Source organism: Ruegeria sp. AM2, from assembly GCF_056540685.1.
This window is the reverse complement of record NZ_JBQFXE010000005.1, coordinates 64,696-83,661: the sequence shown is the minus strand read 5'-3', so window position 1 is coordinate 83,661 and position 18,966 is coordinate 64,696. Positions and strand designations below refer to the sequence as shown.

The window sequence follows — 18,966 nt, the reverse complement described above, 5'->3', positions numbered from 1 at the left end:
ATCCCATCCCCGATTGATGTGCGCGACAGCACTACACCATCGCGCGTCGAGGCGTATATAAGGGCGGGATCAGGGGCCTGCAAGCGTTCAGAAAGGCAGGTTTTAAGGATTCTGTGGCCTTTTTGGGCAAGGTTTTGGCAAGGTTTGGGGAATCTTGAATGGCGCGACTGCTTTTGCGCGGATTTGATATCCGCAAAGGCTATCTGGATGGCACGGCTCAATCCCGGCTGATTGAACTGCTGCGTCCGATTCTGAAAGCCGCGCCGCTTTACCGACCAGTGACACCATCGGGCAAAGAAATGTCGGTGCGCATGACTTCGGCCGGAGCGTTGGGTTGGGTAACGGATCGGTCCGGGTATCGATATCAGGAGACCCATCCGAAGGGCATGACCTGGCCCGCAATTCCGGAAGAGATCCTTGCGATCTGGCAAGACTTGACCGGCGCGGACCGCGACCCCGATTGCTGCCTGATCAACTATTACGGCGAAGGCACAAAGATGGGCCTGCATCAGGACAAGGACGAGGCAGATTTATCCTGGCCGGTGCTGTCCGTTTCGCTGGGCGATGACGCGCTGTTTCGTATTGGCAACACGACGCGCGGCGGCAAGACGGAATCGATTTGGCTGAATTCCGGTGATGTGGTGATCATGGGAGGCCCCGCGCGGCTGACCTATCACGGGGTGGACCGCATCCGGTTCGGGTCCTCGAAGCTGCTGCCTAAAGGCGGACGCGTCAACCTGACGCTTCGGGTTGCGACCTAAGACACAATCCAAAAAAGTGGGAGTCTGTCTTCAGGCCAAGTTGCGCGCCCGAAAATGATCAGCGACGCGCCTCCCAGCTTTGAGAGACCTGCTTGCGCGTATAGAATTCGGCCATCAAGCCGATCATCATCAGTGTCACGCCCACCCAGAACGCGTATTCCCAACTGGAATTGCGCGGGAAATAGTTGCGGAAGACAAAGCCCCGGCATTGGTCGATTATGTGAAACAAGGGGTTCCAGGCAAACATCGTCAGCATGAAGCCGCCCAGCGCGTTGCCCACAAACATCTTGCCCGAGAACACCATGTTCATCCGACGATACACATTGGTCAGAACGGTCGCCACATTCGGAAACCAGGGCTTGATGGCCAGAAACACAAGGCCAACCGAACATCCGGTGAACCAGGCCAGAACCAGCATAGCGAAGGCACCACCTGGTTCCTGAATCTCTAGCGGTGCGATCGACACACTGTAGACAAACAGGATTACCAGGATGGACACCATCTGAGTGTAAAACGTGCCCAGCGCCGCAGCCGCCAACATGACCATCATGTTCATCGGCGAATGCAGCATCATCGGGTTGTTCCCCGTCCCGACCCCAGAAATCGCGCCAACGGATTTGACATGCGTCATGAACAGAAACACACCGGACAACAGATACAGGACAAACTCGCCCCGGATCTTTGCGATCCGGGCGCCCATGAAGGACATGATCAAATAGAACGCCGAGGCCACGATGATGACCTGAACAATGTTCATCAAGATGGCGATGACTGCATTGGCGTGTTGCGAGCGTATGTTGCGCACCACGGCGTGAAAAATCAGCTCGGCTGTTGTGAACGCGCCGCCCAGCAGCGTCTGATTTCTTTTAAAGTGGAACACCTGTCGTGTCTTTCCTGCTGTGTCACTCTCGAATTATGGCACGAAATTCTTGCTGTTCCGTATCCGGCGCATCATAAGTCCGTCAGGATTTTGAATCAACAAACCACAGGAACGGAGCATTTTTGTGACCTACGACGCCCTCATTCCCGTCATCAGACGCCTGGCCCTGGAAGCGGGGGACAAGATCATGCAGATCTACGAGGCCGATGATTTCGACGTTAAGGTCAAATCAGACGCCAGCCCTGTGACCGAGGCGGATGAGGCGGCGGATGCCTTGATCTCGGCGGGTCTGCGTGCGGCATTCCCGGACGTTTTGCTGGTAACCGAAGAGCAGGCCGCCTCGCATTCTGAAAAGGGCGAGACATTCCTGATTGTTGATCCGCTGGACGGCACCAAAGAATTCATCAATCGGCGCGGTGATTTCACTGTGAACATCGCTCTGGTCGAAAACGGCGTTCCGACACGCGGGGTCGTCTATGCTCCGGCCCGCAATCGGATGTTTTATACGCAGGCCGACGGTCAATCCGTCGAAGAAACCGGTGCTTTGAATAAGGATCAACCGGGCGATCTTGCGCCGATTTCAGTGTCTAAACCTGACAATTCGGCGCTTTTGGTTGTTGCATCCAAGTCCCATCGCGATCAGGCGACCGACGACTATATCAGCAAATATCAGGTTCAGGACAGCAAAAGCGCGGGGTCATCTCTCAAGTTCTGCTTGGTCGCAACGGGCGAGGCCGATTTGTACCCGCGCGTTGGCCGTACTATGGAATGGGATACTGCCGCAGGGCACGCTGTTCTCGCGGGGGCGGGCGGTAAAGTGGTGCGGTTTGATGACCATTCCCCACTGGAGTATGGCAAGGAGGGCTATGCCAACCCGTTCTTTATCGCTTACGCTCCGGGCATTGAGTTGAAAGAGGCCTGATGTCCGTCCTGATCGCAATTCCAGCCCGCTATGCCTCGACCCGTTTTCCGGGGAAGCCTTTGGTGCCATTGACCGGGGCCAGTGGTGTTTCGATGACATTGATTGAACGGTCATGGCGCGCGGCCATGGCGGTATCCGGTGTGGACAAGGTTGTCGTCGCCACCGACGATGACAGAATTCGCGAGGCGTCCGAAAGGTTCGGGGCCCAAGTTGTCATGACCTCGGAAGCTTGCCGAAACGGGACCGAACGTTGTGCCGAGGCGCATGAGGTCTTGGGCGGCGGATATGAGATCGTGGTCAACCTGCAGGGCGACGCGCCTTTGACCCCGCATTGGTTCATCGAAGACCTGGTCACAGGTCTGCGCGCCGCGCCTGAGGCCGGCGTAGCGACGGCAGTGCTGCGCTGTGATGGCGATGCGCTTAACGGTTTGCTGAACGACCGCAAACATGGGCGTGTGGGGGGGACAACGGCCGTTTTTGCTAATGATCACAGTGCAATGTACTTCTCAAAAGAGGTGATCCCCTTTACCTCGGACGGCTACGGCAGCGCTGACCCGACGCCGGTTTACCACCACGTCGGTGTCTACGCCTATCGACCCGACGCGCTGAGCGCATATCCCGGCTGGCCGATCGGCCCACTGGAAACACTTGAAGGGTTGGAACAGCTGCGTTTCATGGAAAACGGTCGCAAAGTTCTGTGCGTAGAGGTTGAAGCCAAAGGCCGTCAGTTCTGGGAGTTGAACAACCCGCAGGATGTGGCAAAGATCGAAGAAATGATGGCCGCAATGGGCCTCGACTGATCAGCGGCAAAGAGGGAGCGGATGACGCATATTCTGGTCACGGGCGGCGCCGGTTACATCGGGTCGCATGCGTGCAAGGCACTGGCGCAGGCGGGATATGTCCCGGTCACGTACGACAATCTGGTCACCGGCTGGCAGGATGCGGTCAAGTTTGGTCCGTTTGAGCAGGGCGACCTGATGGATCGCGCTCGGCTGGACGAGGTCTTTGCAAAATACCAACCCGCTGCGGTGATGCATTTCGCAGCGCTCAGCCAGGTGGGCGAGGCGATGACGCAGCCCGGTGTCTACTGGTCAAACAATGTCACCGGATCTCTGAACCTGATCGAAGCGGCGGTTCAAGCCGGATGCATGAATTTCGTCTTTTCATCCACCTGCGCCACCTATGGCGATCACGACAACGTCGTGCTGGACGAAAACACGCCTCAGCACCCGCTGAACGCCTACGGGGCTTCGAAACGCGCAATCGAGGACATATTGCGGGACTTTCAAAGCGCCCACGGTCTGAACACCGTGATCTTCCGGTATTTTAATGTGGCCGGTGCCGACCTGGATGCCGAAGTGGGCGAGTTTCACCGGCCAGAAACTCATCTGGTGCCGCTGATGTTGGACGCGATAGACGGAAAGCGTGACGGGCTGACCGTGTTTGGCACCGATTATGACACGCCCGATGGAACATGTATTCGCGACTACGTCCATGTCTGTGACTTGGTCGATGCGCATGTCCTGGGTTTGAAATGGCTGGAACAGGGCAAAGAAAGCCGGATTTTCAACCTGGGCACCGGCAGCGGGTTTTCAGTGATGGAGGTGATCGAGCATTCGAACGCCGTCACCAACCGTCAGGTCCCCTATACAACAGGACCCCGGCGCGACGGAGATTGCACCCGGCTGGTCTCGGGCTCTGTCCGGGCCGAGTCAGAACTTGGTTGGCGGCCAAAAAGATCAACGTTAGAGACGATGATCACCGATGCATGGCGCTGGCACCAGAATGGCCACTACGAGAAATAGCGTGCCGCAGTCACAGCCTGACCCGACCATCGCGCCCATCGGATGGCTGGATCAGTATCGTTTGCGCTTGAAACGCCGTCGCCTGTTGTGGCGGTCGTTTCGAAGCCGGCATCACTTGACCTGTCTGGCGGATCGAACGCGACTGATAGCCCCGCAAGGTGTTTTGGCGTTTACCGTGCTGCGCAACGAAGTCACGCGTCTGCCGTGGTTCTTTCGTCACTACCGCCGTCTGGGTGTCGATCACTTTCTGATGGTCGACAACGGAAGCGACGATGGAACGGCGCAATATCTGCTGAACCAGCCCGATGTTTCGCTGTGGCAAACAGATGCAAGCTATCGCGAGGCTCGGTTTGGGCTGGATTGGCTGACCTGGCTGCAAATGCGCTATGGGCACGACCATTGGACGCTGATGGTCGACGCGGATGAATTGCTGATCTACGCACATCACGATATCCGGTCTTTGCAAGACCTGACCTGTTGGCTCGACGGCCAGGGCCAGACCGCCTTCGGCGCGCTGATGCTGGACCTTTATCCCGAAGGCGCGCTTGGGGATCAGGACTATGACCCGCAATCAGACCCGACAGAACTGCTGAACTGGTTTGACAGCGGGCCATATCGCCAACAACGCCAGTCCCCGCTCGGAAACCTATGGGTGCAGGGCGGCGTGCGGGACCGTGCGTTCTTTGCCGACAGGCCAGAGCGATCGCCGACCCTGAACAAAATCCCCCTCGTGCGATGGTCGCGCCGCTACGCTTACGTCAATTCCAGCCACTCGGCTTTGCCCCGCGTATTGAACGCCGCGTATGACGGTCCTGGCGGCCGAATGCCGTCCGGTGTCCTGCTGCACACAAAGTTTCTGCCGGACGTGATCGAGAAGTCGCGGGACGAGAAACAGCGCAGGCAGCATTTCCACAATCCGGACGAATTTTGTGTCTATTACGATGGAATTCTGATGGCACCGACCCTTTGGACACCGCAATCGGTGCGCCTTAAAGGATGGGAGCAACTGGCCCGGCTTGGATTGATGAAACCCGGGGGTTGGTGAGCGAAACGCCAAATCGGTATTTCGCGGGGAAGTATACCGGATTTAAACCCGTTGCCTCGCAAGGTGTAAAAGTGTCATAAAACGTTAATTGTCCGGCACCACTCAGGCCTCAGCCGACCCCGGGCATGCTCGCGTATTATAAGAGGGTTGGGCAGTCGCGTGAGCCTATTCGATTCCTATCGCATGAGATTGCGGCGCAAGCGCCGCCTGCTGCGGTGCATTCGGAAGCGGCGCGAACTTAGACCCGTGAAGAACACGACATCCGCCATCAAGCCGGGTGATATCCTTTTGATGAGCGTTGTGCGGAACGAAAAGATCCGCCTGCCGTACTTCCTGTCCTACTATCGCAAGCTGGGCATCACGCATTTTCTGTTTGTCGACAACAACAGCGATGACGGCACAGGTGCGTATCTGGCGACTCAGCCGGATGTCTCGGTCTGGCGAACCTCGGCCAGCTACAAACGCTCGACGTTTGGGATTGATTGGTCCAACTATTTGCTGCGAAAATTTGCGCATGGGCATTGGGTGCTGACGGTCGATCCGGATGAGTTTTTTATCTATCCCTTCTGCGACACACGGCCCCTGCCCGCGCTGACCGACTGGCTGGACGATACGGGCGTGCGCAGCTTCGGCACCATGTTGATCGATATGTACCCCGATGGACCGATCGAGGATACGTCGTACCACGAAGGTCAGGACCCGTTTGAAATCGCGCCCTGGTTCGATTCCGGAAATTACATGATTTCGCGCAATCCGACCTATGGAAATCTGTGGATTCAAGGTGGCCCACGCAGCCGGGTGTTTTTTCAGGATACCCCCGCAAAAGCACCGGCGTTGAACAAGATTCCCCTGGTGAAATGGCACAAACGGTATGTTTATGTCAGCTCGACCCACGCCCTTCTGCCGCGCGGCCTTAACCAGGTCTACGAGGAACAAGGTGGGGAAAAGACCAGCGGTGCCCTGTTGCACGCCAAGTTGATCAACACGCTGGGCGACAAAGCCACCGAAGAACTGCGACGCGGGCAGCATTATCGTGCGTCAGGCGAGTATCGCGCCTATGCCGAACAGCTTCAGGAAAAACCGGTATTCTGGAATGAATGGTCCGAAAAATACATCAACTGGCGACAGCTTGAGATTCTGGGTCTGATGTCCAAAGGCAATTGGGCATGAGCAGTCTGGGCATCGTCATGCTGGTGCACACTGCACTGGACCGGGCGGAACAAGTGGCCCGTCACTGGACCGCATCAGGTTGCCCGGTGGTCATCCATGTGGACCGCAAAGTCCGAAAATCTGTTTTTACAAAGTTCGTGGGCGCCTGCGCCGACGATCCTCTGATCCTTTTTTCCGAACGGCACGTCTGCGACTGGGGCGGGTGGGGCATCGTATCCGCCTCTCAAAGCGCGGCCGCGTTGATCTTGGAGCGTTTCCCGAACGTCCGGCATGTGTATCTGTCCTCGGGCGCATGCCTGCCTCTGCGCCCGGTGGTCGAGCTGATTGACTATCTCGCCGACCGACCCCGCATCGACTTTATCGAAAGTGCGACAACCCGCGACGTGACCTGGACAATCGGGGGACTGGATCTTGAGCGGTTTACCCTGCGGTTCCCCTTTTCATGGCGCAAGCAACGCAAATTGTTTGACGCCTATGTCAGGCTACAACGCGCCCTTGGCCTGCATCGCAAGGTGCCCGCGGGGTTGGTGCCGCACATGGGCAGCCAGTGGTGGTGCCTGACCCGTCAGACCCTTTCGGCGATATTGCAAGACCCCAAGCGCACAAGCTATGATCGGTACTTCCGAAAGGTCTGGATCCCTGACGAAAGCTATTTTCAGACCTTGGCGCGACTATATTCCACGCATATCGAAAGCCGGTCGCTGACCTTGTCAAAGTTCGATTATCAGGGGCGACCGCACATGTTCTATGACGACCATCTGCAGCTTTTGCGCCGATCGGATTGCTTTGTGGCCCGCAAGGTCTGGCCTCGTGCCGACCGGCTGTACCAGGCGTTCCTGACCAACCAAACAATGGCGATGGCCCTTGCCGAACCGAACCCCGGGAAAATAGATCGTCTGTTTTCCAAAGCGGTCGAGCGTAGAACTCGCGGCCGAGACGGTCTTTACATGCAAGGCTGTTTTCCCCGTCAAAGCACCGAATTTGGCCTGACAGCCTTTCCCTACTCGGTGCTTCAGGGGTTCACCGAAGTTTTCGAGGATTTTGAAACCTGGCTTGCTCGGACAACTGGTGCACGGGTTCATGGGCACCTGTTTTCTCCGGAGCGCGCAAAATTCTCGGACGGTGGGCATCTGATGAATGGTTCACTCAGCGATTGCGCGCATCTGCGGGACTATAACCCAACCGCTTTTCTGACCAATCTGGTCTGGAACACGCGGGGGGAACGTCAGTGTTTTCAGTTCGATCCAGTCGACTCTCAGGACATCAACGGCTTTCTGGCGCGGGATAAGAATGCCCAGATTTCGATCGTCACGGGGGCCTGGGCTATTCGGCTGTTTCATTCAAACCAGAACTTTCAGGACATCCGATGCGAAGCCGCACGCCTGCAGCAAATTGAGACAAAGCAACTGGAAATTCTAGATTCTGCGCGCGCAAAGGCACGAATACATATCTGGTCTTTGGCGGATTTTATGGAGGCCCCGATGGATGCCCTGCAATCCGTGACCGAAGAGATTGGCCTGTCGCATCCCGGCTACCTGACCGAAGCGCCCAAGCCTGTTGACCTCACGGGGTTCGGGCGGTTCCTGCAAAACCTCAAGAACCAGGGCATGCATCCTTATCTGGTGGGGGATTTCCCGGCGGATGACGTATTTGGCCCCCGCACCCGGCGGTTTCAGAAACCCTATCTGGTGCAATAACCCGACATGAGTTCCAAGTTCGACTACTTCATCGTTCTGGCGGACATGCGCACTGGCTCGAACTTGTTGGAATCGCATCTGAACGCCCTGGACGGCGTCACCTGTTTTGGAGAAGCGTTCAATCCTTTTTTTGTCGGTCTTCCAAAGCTGGACGAAGTCCTGGGCTTTTCTCTGGACGACCGTGAACGCGATCCGACGGGATTGATTAACGCCATTCGAAACGCCCCGGGAGAGCTGAACGGGTTTCGGTTCTTCAGCGACCATGACCATCGTATCCTGCAGCCTGCGTTACAGGACCCCCGATGCGCAAAAATCATCCTGGCCCGCAATCCGCTCGACAGCTACATTTCATGGAAAATTGCCATGGAAACAAAGCAGTGGAAGCTAGTGAATATCAAACAGCGGCGCGAGGCGACCGTTGCATTCGATGCTGACGAATTCACAGACCAGCTGCAAACGCGGCAGGAGTTCCAACGCACCGTTCTGAACCATTTGCAAATAACCGGTCAGACTCCGTTCCATCTGGATTATGACGATCTGAACGACATCGAAGTTCTGAATGGCCTCGCGGCATGGTTGGGTGTCAGCGACCGACTGACTGAGTTGAACCAGCGTTTGAAACGTCAAAACCCGGCACCGGCCCTGTCAAAAGTCAGCAACCCGCGAGAGATGGAGCAGACGCTGGGGCATCTGGACCGCTTCAACCTGTATCAAATGCCAAAATTCGAACCGCGCCGGGGGCCTGCGGTATCGCGTTATGTCTGCGGGGTCAGTACTCCGCTTATGTATCTGCCCGTGCGCGGTGGCCCCGAGGCAGAAGTTGCACAATGGATGGCCGATCTGGATGGCGTACAAACGGATGCCCTGTTGACGGGGCGCAATCAGAAGCAGATGCGTCTATGGATGCAAGATCACGCCGACCACCGAAAATTCACTGTGTTGCGCCATCCGGTGGCGCGTGCCCACAGCGTATTTTGCCGCCATATCCTTAGCCTTGGTCCGGGCACATACATGACGATCCGAAACATGCTGCAAAGGCGCTACAAGGTTCCTTTGCCCGGTAAGGACGAGATGGGCACTTACAGTCTAGATCAACACTACGCGGGGTTTTCGGCGTTTCTTGGGATGTTGCGCCCAATTCTGGCCGAGCAAACCCCGATCCGTTTGGACGGGACGTGGTGCGGGCAGGCGCAGACACTGGAAGGCATGGCGGGGTTTGCCACGCCTGATCTGATCCTGCGGGAAGAAGAAATGCCTTTCGCCCTGCCCGATCTGGCGCGACAACTGGGATCAGCACACGCGCCTGCGCCAAGCCGAGCAGATCCGGATGCACCGTTTTCGTTGTCCCAGATCTACGATGCCGAGCTGGAAGAGAAGGCCGCCGCGGCATATCCGCGGGATTATCTGACCTTTGGTTTCAAATCGTGGACACCGATCTAGACGGATTTAAGGGCGCAAGGTGATGACTGTTCCTTCATTCACCATCGCATAGATCTCTTCCATCTCTTCGTTCTTCACGGCGATGCAACCAGCGGTCCAGTCCGTGGTTTTCTTGGCCCGCTTCAACTCGGACCGCAGATTGGGTTGGCCATGAATGAAAATGTCCCCGCCCGGATCAACGCCCGCCGCCTTGGCCTGGGCAATATCCTTGGAGTTGGGATACGAGATGCCCAGCGATAGGTGATACCGGCTGCGCGGGTTGCGACGATCGATCCGGTAGGTCCCTTCGGGGGTGCGCCCATCCCCCTTCTTGGTCTTTGTGCCTGTCGGCGCAAAGCCCAAATCCACCTCGTATTCCTTCAAAATCTGCTCGTTATGCAGCAGATAAAGTTTGCGCGCACCTTTGTTGATGACCAATGAGGTCACCTCGGGGCCATTATAAGAAAGAAATCTGGGACTGGCCGAGGCGCATGCCGAAAGGCTCAGCGTTGCAATCGCACCCAATCCAAATGCTCGACGATCCATGTTTCACTGCCTGATGTTCTTTTTTCCGGCTATTATGCCAAATTTGGGCAAAACTGAAATCACTTTTTGCTGTTCGACTGCTCAATTAATCGGCGTTCGATGGATTCCAGGCGCTCCAGCACTTCATCCCGGTAGGCATCCGTTTTTACTTCATCCTCGGCGTGGTGGGCATCTTGCATCGAGTTCACAATCAGACCAACCAGCAGGTTCACCACCGCAAAGGTCGTGACCATGATGAAGGGCACGAAGAACAACCAGGCGTAGGGATAGGCCTCCATCACCGGACGCACGATGCCCATAGACCAGCTTTCCAGCGTCATGATTTGGAACAGAGTGTAGGCCGACAGGCCCAGATCACCGAACCAGTCCGGGAAGCTTTCCGAGAACAGTTTGGTCGAAATCACTGCGCCGATATAGAACAGAATGGCCATCAACAGGAACACGCTGGCCATGCCCGGAAGGGCTGAGATGAACCCTTCAACCACCCGACGCAGACGCGGCGCAACCGAAATCACGCGCAGCACCCGTAGAATTCGCAGGGCCCGCAGCACCGACAGCGCCCCTGCGCTTGGGACCAGCGCGATTCCAACGATTACAAAGTCGAAGACATTCCAGCCGCTTGTAAAGAACCTGCGTCCCGTGGCGATCAGTTTCATCACGATCTCTATGACAAAGATGGCGAGGCACATCTTGTCCAGCGCCACAATCACCGGGCCAGCGAATTCCATCAGGGTTGGTGAGGTTTCCATCCCCAACAACACGGCGTTGAACAGAATGACACCGGTGATGAATTGCCCGAAAATCGGGGCCTCGATGATGGTCAGCAGGCGCTGGGTGATCCCCATTCGGGTGGTCTCCTGTCAGGTTTTGGGGTTCAGATTGAACCGTGCAGCAAGTTCGGTGTGTGACGACCATCGAAACTGGTCAACCACCTGCACCCATTCAAGGGTATATCCGGCGTTAACCAGCGTCTTTGCGTCGCGGGCAAATGTCACCGGGTTGCAGGACACATAGGCAATCACCGGGCGCTGCGCCAGCGCCAGCTCGGCCACTTGTGCCTCGGCCCCGGCGCGCGGCGGGTCCAACACCACGGCATCAAAGGATTTCAGTTCATCCGGCATCAGCGGGCGGCGGAACAGATCGCGCGCCTCGGTCGTGACCCGCTTCAACCCCTGTGTCTTGCGCCAACCCTGATCCATAGCCTTTGTCATTGCAGCTTCGCCTTCAACCGCGTGAACTTCGGCCGTCTGCGCCAGCGGCAGTGAGAACGTCCCGCAGCCTGCAAACAGGTCTGCAACGCGCTTCGCGCCTTGTGTGGCCTCAAAAACTGCCTTTAACAGAGCCTGTTCTCCGTCCTTCGTGGCTTGCAAAAAGGCACCAGGTGGCGGAACAACTTCAGCCGGGCCAAAGCGCTGGACCGGAGGTTCGCGCATCGCGATCACCTCATCCCCCCAACTCAGCCGGGCCAACCCATTCTGTTCCGTCGCCTGCGCCAATGCTAGCTCCAGCGGGCCGTCCAACGGCTTGCCGCCCTGCACTGCAACATCCAGCCCGGCCTCGGACAGGGTTAGGGTCACTGCCAGCACGCCCTTGCGGCTGCCACCCAGCATGGCCAGCGACTCGGCTATCGGAATCGCGGAAATCAGCGCAGGGTGCAGCAGGCGGCAATCGGGTATTTCAGTGATCGTGCCCGAGGCACGCCCATGGAACCCGGCCAACGTACCCTTTTTCGTGCGCCGAACCGCAATCGTTGCGCGGCGACGCGACCTTTCCGGAGACGTGTGGATGGGGCACATCTGAGCCGCAAGCCCTTGCGCCGCCAAGGCGCTGCGCACCACATCAACTTTCCAATTGGCCACAAAACCGTCCGCAGCGTGCTGCAACTGGCATCCACCGCACGCGTTATAGTGGCGACACGGGGCCTTGACCCTCTGGTCTGACGGCGTCTCAATCCTGATTTCCGAAAGGGTCTGCCCTTCAAGCGTGCCGCTGACCACCTCTCCGGGCAGGGTACGCGGCGCGAAGACAGGGCCATCTGCGATGCCGTCCCCCTGATGGCCCAGGCGAGTAATTGTGAACTGCTGTGTCATGACGGGCCTGATAGCGGGGCTTTGAGCGCAACAAAACCCTTATTCCGCGGCCTCAGCCTGAATGAACCCACCTGATTGACGATGCCAAAACCGGGCATACAGGCCACCTTGGTCCAACAAGGCCTCATGGGTACCGGTTTCCACGACACGGCCCTGATCCAGAACCACGATGCGGTCCATCTCGCTGAGGGTTGAAAGCCGATGCGCGATCGCCAGTACCGTCTTGCCTTGCATAACCCGATGCAGCGCTGTCTGGATTGACGCCTCGACCTCGGAATCCAGTGCCGATGTCGCCTCGTCCAGCACCAGGATCGGTGCATCCTTCAGGATCGCTCGGGCCAGAGCGATCCGCTGCCGCTGACCCCCGCTGAGCTTTACGCCGCGCTCGCCCAGATGCGCGTCATACCCGGTGCGGCCGTGCCCATCTTGCAGGCTGAGGATAAACTCATGCGCCTCGGCCTTTTTGGCCGCCGCGATCATTTCCTCTTCGGACGCGTCTGGGTGACCATACAAAATGTTCTCGCGCGCGGATCGGTTGAACATCGCCGTTTCCTGCGTGACCATTCCGATCTGACGGCGCAAACTGTCTTGCGTCGCTTGGCTGACATCCTGCCCGTCAATTCGTATGGCCCCATTTTCCCCATCATAGAGCCGTAACAGCAGGGAAACCAACGTAGATTTCCCGGCCCCTGACGCCCCCACGATCCCCAGCTTTTCGCCGGGTTGGGCCGTGATGGTCACGTCCGAAACTCCGCCGATGTCACGACCATAGGCAAAGCTCACGCCGTCAAATTCAATCCGGCCTTCGGATACGCACAGTTCCGTTGCACCCACTGCATCGTCGACCCGGTCACGCCGTGCCAGAGTGATCATGCCGTTTTCAATCTCACCTACATTGGCATAAAGGCCCATGAGCGTGAAACTGACCCAGCCGGTCATTTGCGCAATGCGGATCGAAACGGCGCCGGCAGCAACAATGTCACCGGGCGTTGCCGCCCCTGTGCGCCACAGCGCCAGCGTTGCGCCCATCAGCAGCACCGGCAGAACTCCGGCCAAAACCATAAGGATCACCCGGAAACTGGCCGAAAGCTTGCCAAATTCAAGCGACTTGCCGCGCAGGTCCACCATGGCGTTCCGCGCCGCTTGATCCTCGAAGGCGGAATGCGCGAAAAGTTTCACGGTTTTTATGTTGGTGATCGTGTCCACCACCTGCCCCGAAACCGTCGCCCGCGCCCCGGCCCGTGCGGCAGACCGTTTTCGGATGCGCGGCAAATACCAGCGGATCAGCAGGAAATAGACCACCAGCCAAAGCGCAAACGGAAGCATAACAAGCGGATGAATAGACCCTAACAAAAGCAAAGAGCCCACAAGTGAAGCCAGCGCAAACACAATCGCGCTGATCGTTTCCGACACCACCGAGGCCATCGCGTTTGAGGTCTGCATTTGCTTTTGCGCGATGCGCCCGGCAAAATCGTCATCGAAATAGGTAACCGACTGCCCCAAAGTCCACCGGTTCAACTTGGCCAAAACCAAGGGTGTGATGTTGGGCATGACGATATAGTTGTTCGAAAAGGCCGAAAGACCAAAGAACACCGGGCGCAGCAGCATAAAGAAGGCCACACTGCCCAGTATGATCCAAAGATTTCCGCCGCTCAGAAACGCATCCGGCCCGCTTTCTGTGGCGACATCGACGACACGGCCCAGAATCCACGCGGTTCCGGCCTCCATCGCGCCTGCGGTGGCCGAGAAAAACGCCGCGACAAAGATCATCGGCCAGGCGCCCGACAGGCTCCAGCGAATGAACGCCCCCAGCGTTTGCGGCGGGGGCGTTTCCATGGGTCTGAACGGTTGGATCAGATCGGCGAACTTCATTCCGCTGCCTCCGGGTTCAGGAAACCACCAGATTGCCGCGCCCAGAATTGCGCGTAAAGACCGCCTTGCGACAGAAGCTCTGCATGCGCGCCCTGTTCCACGATCCGACCACCATCCATGACCAGAATCCGGTCCATCTGAGCGATCGTGCTCAACCGGTGGGCGATGGCGATCACGGTTTTACCTTGCATCATGCCGTAGAGAGTTTCCTGAATCGACGCTTCGACCTCGGAATCTAGCGCAGATGTCGCCTCGTCCAACAACAGGATCGGCGCGTCTTTCAGGATCACCCGCGCCAGCGTCACCCGCTGCCGCTGACCGCCTGACAGTTTCACACCCCGCTCACCGACATGCGCGTCGTAACCAGTGCGCCCCTGCGGGTCCTGCAGGTCGAGGATGAATTCATGCGCTTCGGCCTGTTTGGCTGCGGCAATCATCTGCTCTTCGGTGGCCTCGGGCCGACCATACAGAATGTTGTCGCGCACCGACCGGTGCAGCAGCGCACTGTCCTGTTGCACCATGCCGATATGGCTGCGCAAACTGTCCTGAGTGACATTTGCAATGTTCTGATCATCGATCAGGATCGCACCCTGTTCGACGTCGTAAAATCGCAAAAGCAGCTTTACTAGGGTCGATTTTCCCGCACCAGACCGCCCGATCAGACCAATCTTTTCACCCGGATGAATGGTCAGATTGACATGATCCAAGCCACCGGCCTTGCGCCCGTAATGGTGCGACAGATCGAGGATATCGATCTGGCCATTGGTCAGCCTTAACGGCTGTGCGTCTGCTGAATCCAGCAGGTCGATCGGTTGAGCAATCGTCTCCATCCCCTCGGCGACGACGCCAAGTTGGCGGAAGAAGCTGGTCAGCGCCCACATAATCCACCCGGTCATCGCATTCAGCCGTAGGGTCAGCGCCGTTGCAGCGGCGACAACTCCAACCGAGGCGCTGCCCTGCATCCAAAGCGAAATAGCCCAACCCACCACTCCGACGATCAGCACCCCATTCAATGTGACCAGAGCGGCATCCATGATGGTGAATATCCGCATCTCGACCTGGAAGGTCCGACGCGTTTCCTCGATGGCTTCACGAGCATAATCCAGTTCTTGCGCATCATGGGCAAACATCTTGACCGAGTGGATGTTGGTGTAACTGTCCACCACACGACCGGTTACAGCCGAACGCGCATCCGATGCCGCCTGCGACGCGGGACCGACACGCTTTACTGTCCAGCTGACCAACAGGCCGTAAAGCAAGAACCAGATCAACAAAGGCAAAAGCAGACGCGGGTCCGCAGCCATCAGAAGAATGGCAGCACCGATCAGATAGGCCAGCGAAAAGGAAATCGCATCGAATACCTGAAACACGGCTTCACCCGCTGCCGGAGGCGTCTGCATAATCCGGTTGGCGATCCGGCCCGCAAAATCGTTTTCAAACCAGCCCACAGATTGGCGCAAAACGTGCTTATGTGCCCGCCAGCGGAAAATCGTGCCAATGTTCGGCAGAATTGCATTATTCAGCAGCAACACATCAGCCACATGCAGCATGGGCCGCAGAAGTAAAACGAATACCGCCACAAGGGTCAGTTCAGTTCCATGCGCCTGCCACACATCAGCAGGCGGCCCGGACAAAAGGTCTACCACGCGACCCATGTAGTAAATCAACCCGACCTCAACGGCGGCAACAACGACGGATATCAGCGCGGCCCAAAAGAACACCACTTTGAACGGCTTGGTGTAGTCCAGCATGAAGGGCCAAAGCCGCGTGGGCGGTGTGTCGGATTCCTTATAGGCAACAAAGGGGTCAACGAGGTTTTCGAAATAGCGAAACATTGGAGAGTGCTCCGATTGAGCAAAAAATTAAGGCGTGCGAGAAAGATGGTGCCAGAACACCACCCCTACGGGTCGAGCGTTCCGGCTTTAGCCGAACCAGATCCCGTAATACATTCGCATGCCTCCCTCCAAACAAGTGACAGGCGCACGTAACCACAATCGATGCAACTTGTCATCCCCTTTTGAGACTTAACTCTGACCGCTCAGCAATTCATTGCGGCTCAGGGTGAATCCGGACGCAATCCAGCGCGCCTCCAACTCGGCCAGTTTGCGGCCCAACGCAGGACCGGTGAACTCGGGGATCAGATCAGCCGCTTTGATTGGAAAGCTGGCGGCGGCCCCTTGGTGCAGGGCATGTTGCATCTCATCGGTCCAGGGCTGCTCCAGCATCGCGCATCGCAAAAGGGTTTCGTGCAGCCCGCCTTCGGCGCCATATCGAAATCCAAGCTCGGCCACTGTGGCGTTTCCGGCGGCCTCATCGCGCATCCGCGTCAGGCGTTGAAGCTGCGCCCGGCTGAGGCGAAGGGTTTTAGCGATCTCGGGCGTCGCAATGGAAGCCAGTCGGCGGATGGGGTCTGGTGCCGCACCTGCCTGCCGCTCCAAGTCCACGAGGGGTGCCAGCGCGCGGTCCTCAGCGCCCGGCAAAACAGACGCCAGAACGCCCGCGCTGCGCATCGCTGCAACGGATGGGGCCGGATCCGATGCGCCCAGCAGTTTCAGCAATTCCGCACCGACCCTTTCGCGCGACAACGCCGCCAAACCGTCCAGATTGGCAGCGATGGCCGCCAAGGCGTCGGGACAAAATCCAGCATCCGCATCGCCGTACCAGGCATGGAAGCGAAAATAGCGCAGCGAGCGCAGATAGTCCTCGCGAATGCGGTGTTCTGCTGTACCTATGAAGCGCACCCGGCGCTCTAACAGGTCTGGGAGACCGTTCAGCGGATCAATTACACTGCCATCGGGCAGTGCATAAAGAGCATTCATCGTGAAATCACGACGCGCGGCGTCTTCTTCGACATTGTCGGAAAAGGCCACAACCGCGCGGCGACCATCCGTTTCGACATCCCGGCGGAACGTGGTGACCTCGTGCGGGATGCCTTTACTGACGACTGTCACGGTGCCGTGGTCGATCCCGGTTGGGATAGGTTTAAGACCTGCCGCCTGCGCCAGTTCAACCACCCGTGCGGGGTGGGCATCCGTGGCGATGTCGATATCCGAAACCGGCGCGCCCAGCAGGGCGTTGCGCACACATCCGCCCACAAAAAAAGCCCGCGCCCCGGCATCAGTCAGTGCCGAGCATACATTTTGCGTTGCAGGTTCCGTAACCCAGTTTTCAGTGATCCGCGTCATTCACTCACACGCGCTGCCAACCCTCGCAACATACGGGCCGTCGCGCCCCAGATGTAATAGGGTCCAAAAGGCACCGTGAAATAGTATCGCCTTTGACCGCGCCAGCGGCGCGATTCAACGACATAATTTGTCGGGTCCAGCAGATGTGCAAGCGGAACCGAAAACACTTCGTCCACTTCCCCGCGCTCCGGCACGGGTTCAAAGCGATCCCGCAGGATGGCCACGACCGGGGTAACCATAAACGCGGTGACGGTTTCATGCGGCGACAGGTGGCCCAGAATCTCGGGCTGATCCGGCGGCAACCCAATCTCTTCATGGGCTTCGCGTAGGGCAGTTGCGGTGACATCCGCGTCGCTCGCGTCCTGTTTTCCGCCAGGAAAGGCAATCTGGCCGGGGTGATGCTTGAGCGCCGAGGACCGTTTGGTCAGAATCACCCGGGGCGAGCCGCCCGCAACCGTTATCGGAACCAGAACACCAGCAGGGCGAAGCTTGCGGTTTTCGGGCAGGACAGTGCCGGGGTTCAGGTCAAAATCGCTCGACCCGTGGCCCGGGCGGCTGAGCGCCGCCCTAAGCTGTTCTGATAGATCAGGCCCCGTCAGCATCAAATCCGACCGTGTCGGGATCAAGGATGTAATGCGCTCCGCAGAACTGACAATCTGCGGTGACTTTGCCTTCGGGCGTGGTCATCTTTTCGATGTCGCGCGCCGAATAGATTGACAGGCTTTGGCGCACGCGATCCTCGGAACAGGTACAACCAAACTGCACGGACTGCGCGTCATAGACACGTGGCTGTTCCTCGTGAAACAGGCGGATCAGAAGGTCGGTGGGCGCGATCGATGGGCCGATCATCTCCAGATCTTCGACCGTATCCAGCAGGATATTGACGCGGCCCCAGTTTTCGCCTTCTTCGCCATCGACCAGATCGGATGCGGTCAGAATCTCACCCGACCCTTCGCCCGATGCCGCGAACGGAGACGCCTTGGGCATATGCTGCAGCATGATCCCGCCTGCGCGCCAGTGCTCACCAACTCCGGGCTCTGTCGATTTCCCGAAACTCAGCGAAAACCGCGTTGGCAGTTGTTCGGACTGCGCGAAATAGGCTTCGGCGCAAGCGCTCAGCGAGCCGCCAGCCAAGGGGGTGATGCCCTGATAGGGCTGCGTGCCTTCGCCCTGATCAATGAGGATCGCAAAATAACCCTCACCAACCTGATCGAAGGGCGCGGCGTCGGTCAGCTTGTCCCGGTCAAAGCTGGCATATGCGCGAATACGCGCCGGTTCGCCTTCAGTCTTGGGGGCATAATAGTCGGTCGCAATCATGCGCACAGCACCTTTGGACTGCACCTGCAGCGACAGTTTCCAGCGCAGCGAAACGGTCTGCCCGATCAGCGCGGTCAGCAAGGCCATCTCGGCCACCAAAGCCTCGACCTTTTCGGGATAGTCGTGCTGCTTCAGAATGCCATCAAGCACTCCGTCCAGCCGGGCCACGCGGCCACGCATATCCGATACGTCGAGTTGAAAGGGCAGGACGGTATCGTCCCACGCGATTTTCGTTCCAAGAGACATGGGGTTTCCTT

Annotated in this window: 17 protein-coding genes; 8 read left to right on the top strand and 9 right to left on the bottom strand. The window is 57.9% G+C overall.

The features are described 5' to 3' along the window. Positions 1–158: 158 nt before the first annotated feature. Positions 159–761 carry an alpha-ketoglutarate-dependent dioxygenase AlkB family protein gene (locus tag ACR0CR_RS11965; RefSeq protein ID WP_480599282.1) on the top strand — a complete coding sequence of 201 codons (603 nt, stop codon included), beginning with the start codon at positions 159–161 and terminating at the stop codon, positions 759–761. A 58-nt stretch (positions 762–819) separates the two neighbouring features. Here ACR0CR_RS11965 and ACR0CR_RS11960 read toward each other — a convergent pair whose 3' ends face one another. After that, positions 820–1,641 (bottom strand): ABC transporter permease, encoded by an 822-nt coding sequence (locus tag ACR0CR_RS11960; protein WP_480599279.1) that lies wholly within the window; start codon positions 1,639–1,641, stop codon positions 820–822. 124 nt (positions 1,642–1,765) lie between these two features. On the opposite strand from ACR0CR_RS11960, the gene cysQ reads away from it, so the two are divergent. The 7 genes from cysQ (at position 1,766) to ACR0CR_RS11925 (ending at position 9,720) form a co-directional block, all read left to right on the top strand. Then, on the top strand, positions 1,766–2,563 hold the full coding sequence (gene cysQ / locus ACR0CR_RS11955) for a 3'(2'),5'-bisphosphate nucleotidase CysQ (protein ID WP_480599277.1): 798 nt from the start codon (positions 1,766–1,768) through the stop codon (positions 2,561–2,563). Then, positions 2,563–3,363 carry a 3-deoxy-manno-octulosonate cytidylyltransferase gene (locus tag ACR0CR_RS11950; RefSeq protein ID WP_480599274.1) on the top strand — a complete coding sequence of 267 codons (801 nt, stop codon included), beginning with the start codon at positions 2,563–2,565 and terminating at the stop codon, positions 3,361–3,363. Before cysQ ends, ACR0CR_RS11950 begins: the two co-directional genes overlap by 1 nt. Before the next feature lie 21 nt (positions 3,364–3,384). Continuing rightward, positions 3,385–4,368: a UDP-glucose 4-epimerase GalE gene (gene galE, locus ACR0CR_RS11945; RefSeq protein WP_480599272.1), complete on the top strand. Its 984-nt coding sequence runs from the start codon at positions 3,385–3,387 to the stop codon at positions 4,366–4,368. Next, a complete protein-coding gene (locus ACR0CR_RS11940; RefSeq protein ID WP_480599271.1) occupies positions 4,349–5,413 on the top strand; it encodes a glycosyltransferase family 2 protein in 1,065 nt (354 codons plus the stop codon). Before galE ends, ACR0CR_RS11940 begins: the two co-directional genes overlap by 20 nt. A gap of 183 nt (positions 5,414–5,596) precedes the next feature. Then, a complete protein-coding gene (locus ACR0CR_RS11935) occupies positions 5,597–6,583 on the top strand; it encodes a glycosyltransferase family 2 protein (protein WP_480599577.1) in 987 nt (328 codons plus the stop codon). Further along, positions 6,580–8,280 carry a DUF5927 domain-containing protein gene (locus ACR0CR_RS11930; RefSeq protein WP_480599269.1) on the top strand — a complete coding sequence of 567 codons (1,701 nt, stop codon included), beginning with the start codon at positions 6,580–6,582 and terminating at the stop codon, positions 8,278–8,280. Before ACR0CR_RS11935 ends, ACR0CR_RS11930 begins: the two co-directional genes overlap by 4 nt. Positions 8,281–8,286: 6 nt before the next feature. Continuing rightward, the gene (locus ACR0CR_RS11925) at positions 8,287–9,720 is read left to right on the top strand and encodes a nodulation protein NodH (RefSeq protein ID WP_480599267.1); all 1,434 of its coding nucleotides are present in this window, start codon (positions 8,287–8,289) and stop codon (positions 9,718–9,720) included. Positions 9,721–9,726: 6 nt separating this feature from the next. Here the strand turns inward: ACR0CR_RS11925 and ACR0CR_RS11920 are convergent, their stop codons facing one another. From ACR0CR_RS11920 to hslO, 8 genes are all read right to left on the bottom strand, one after another. Next, complete coding sequence (locus ACR0CR_RS11920; protein WP_480599264.1) at positions 9,727–10,245, bottom strand: L,D-transpeptidase family protein; 519 nt, start codon at positions 10,243–10,245, stop codon at positions 9,727–9,729. A 59-nt stretch (positions 10,246–10,304) separates the two neighbouring features. After that, positions 10,305–11,090: an ion transporter gene (locus tag ACR0CR_RS11915; protein WP_480599263.1), complete on the bottom strand. Its 786-nt coding sequence runs from the start codon at positions 11,088–11,090 to the stop codon at positions 10,305–10,307. A gap of 15 nt (positions 11,091–11,105) precedes the next feature. After that, positions 11,106–12,335 carry a class I SAM-dependent RNA methyltransferase gene (locus ACR0CR_RS11910; protein WP_480599260.1) on the bottom strand — a complete coding sequence of 410 codons (1,230 nt, stop codon included), beginning with the start codon at positions 12,333–12,335 and terminating at the stop codon, positions 11,106–11,108. A gap of 39 nt (positions 12,336–12,374) precedes the next feature. Further along, positions 12,375–14,207, bottom strand: coding sequence for an ABC transporter ATP-binding protein (locus ACR0CR_RS11905; RefSeq protein ID WP_480599258.1), 1,833 nt, complete (start codon positions 14,205–14,207; stop codon positions 12,375–12,377). After that, positions 14,204–16,042: an ABC transporter ATP-binding protein gene (locus tag ACR0CR_RS11900; RefSeq protein WP_480599256.1), complete on the bottom strand. Its 1,839-nt coding sequence runs from the start codon at positions 16,040–16,042 to the stop codon at positions 14,204–14,206. Before ACR0CR_RS11900 ends, ACR0CR_RS11905 begins: the two co-directional genes overlap by 4 nt. Before the next feature lie 189 nt (positions 16,043–16,231). Further along, positions 16,232–17,392 (bottom strand): CCA tRNA nucleotidyltransferase, encoded by a 1,161-nt coding sequence (locus ACR0CR_RS11895; RefSeq protein ID WP_480599253.1) that lies wholly within the window; start codon positions 17,390–17,392, stop codon positions 16,232–16,234. Then, the gene (locus ACR0CR_RS11890) at positions 17,389–17,994 is read right to left on the bottom strand and encodes a CoA pyrophosphatase (RefSeq protein WP_480599252.1); all 606 of its coding nucleotides are present in this window, start codon (positions 17,992–17,994) and stop codon (positions 17,389–17,391) included. The genes ACR0CR_RS11895 and ACR0CR_RS11890 overlap by 4 nt, the downstream gene beginning before the upstream one ends. Continuing rightward, positions 17,978–18,955 (bottom strand): Hsp33 family molecular chaperone HslO, encoded by a 978-nt coding sequence (gene hslO / locus ACR0CR_RS11885; RefSeq protein ID WP_480599250.1) that lies wholly within the window; start codon positions 18,953–18,955, stop codon positions 17,978–17,980. The genes ACR0CR_RS11890 and hslO overlap by 17 nt, the downstream gene beginning before the upstream one ends. Between the last annotated feature and the right edge of the window lie 11 nt (positions 18,956–18,966).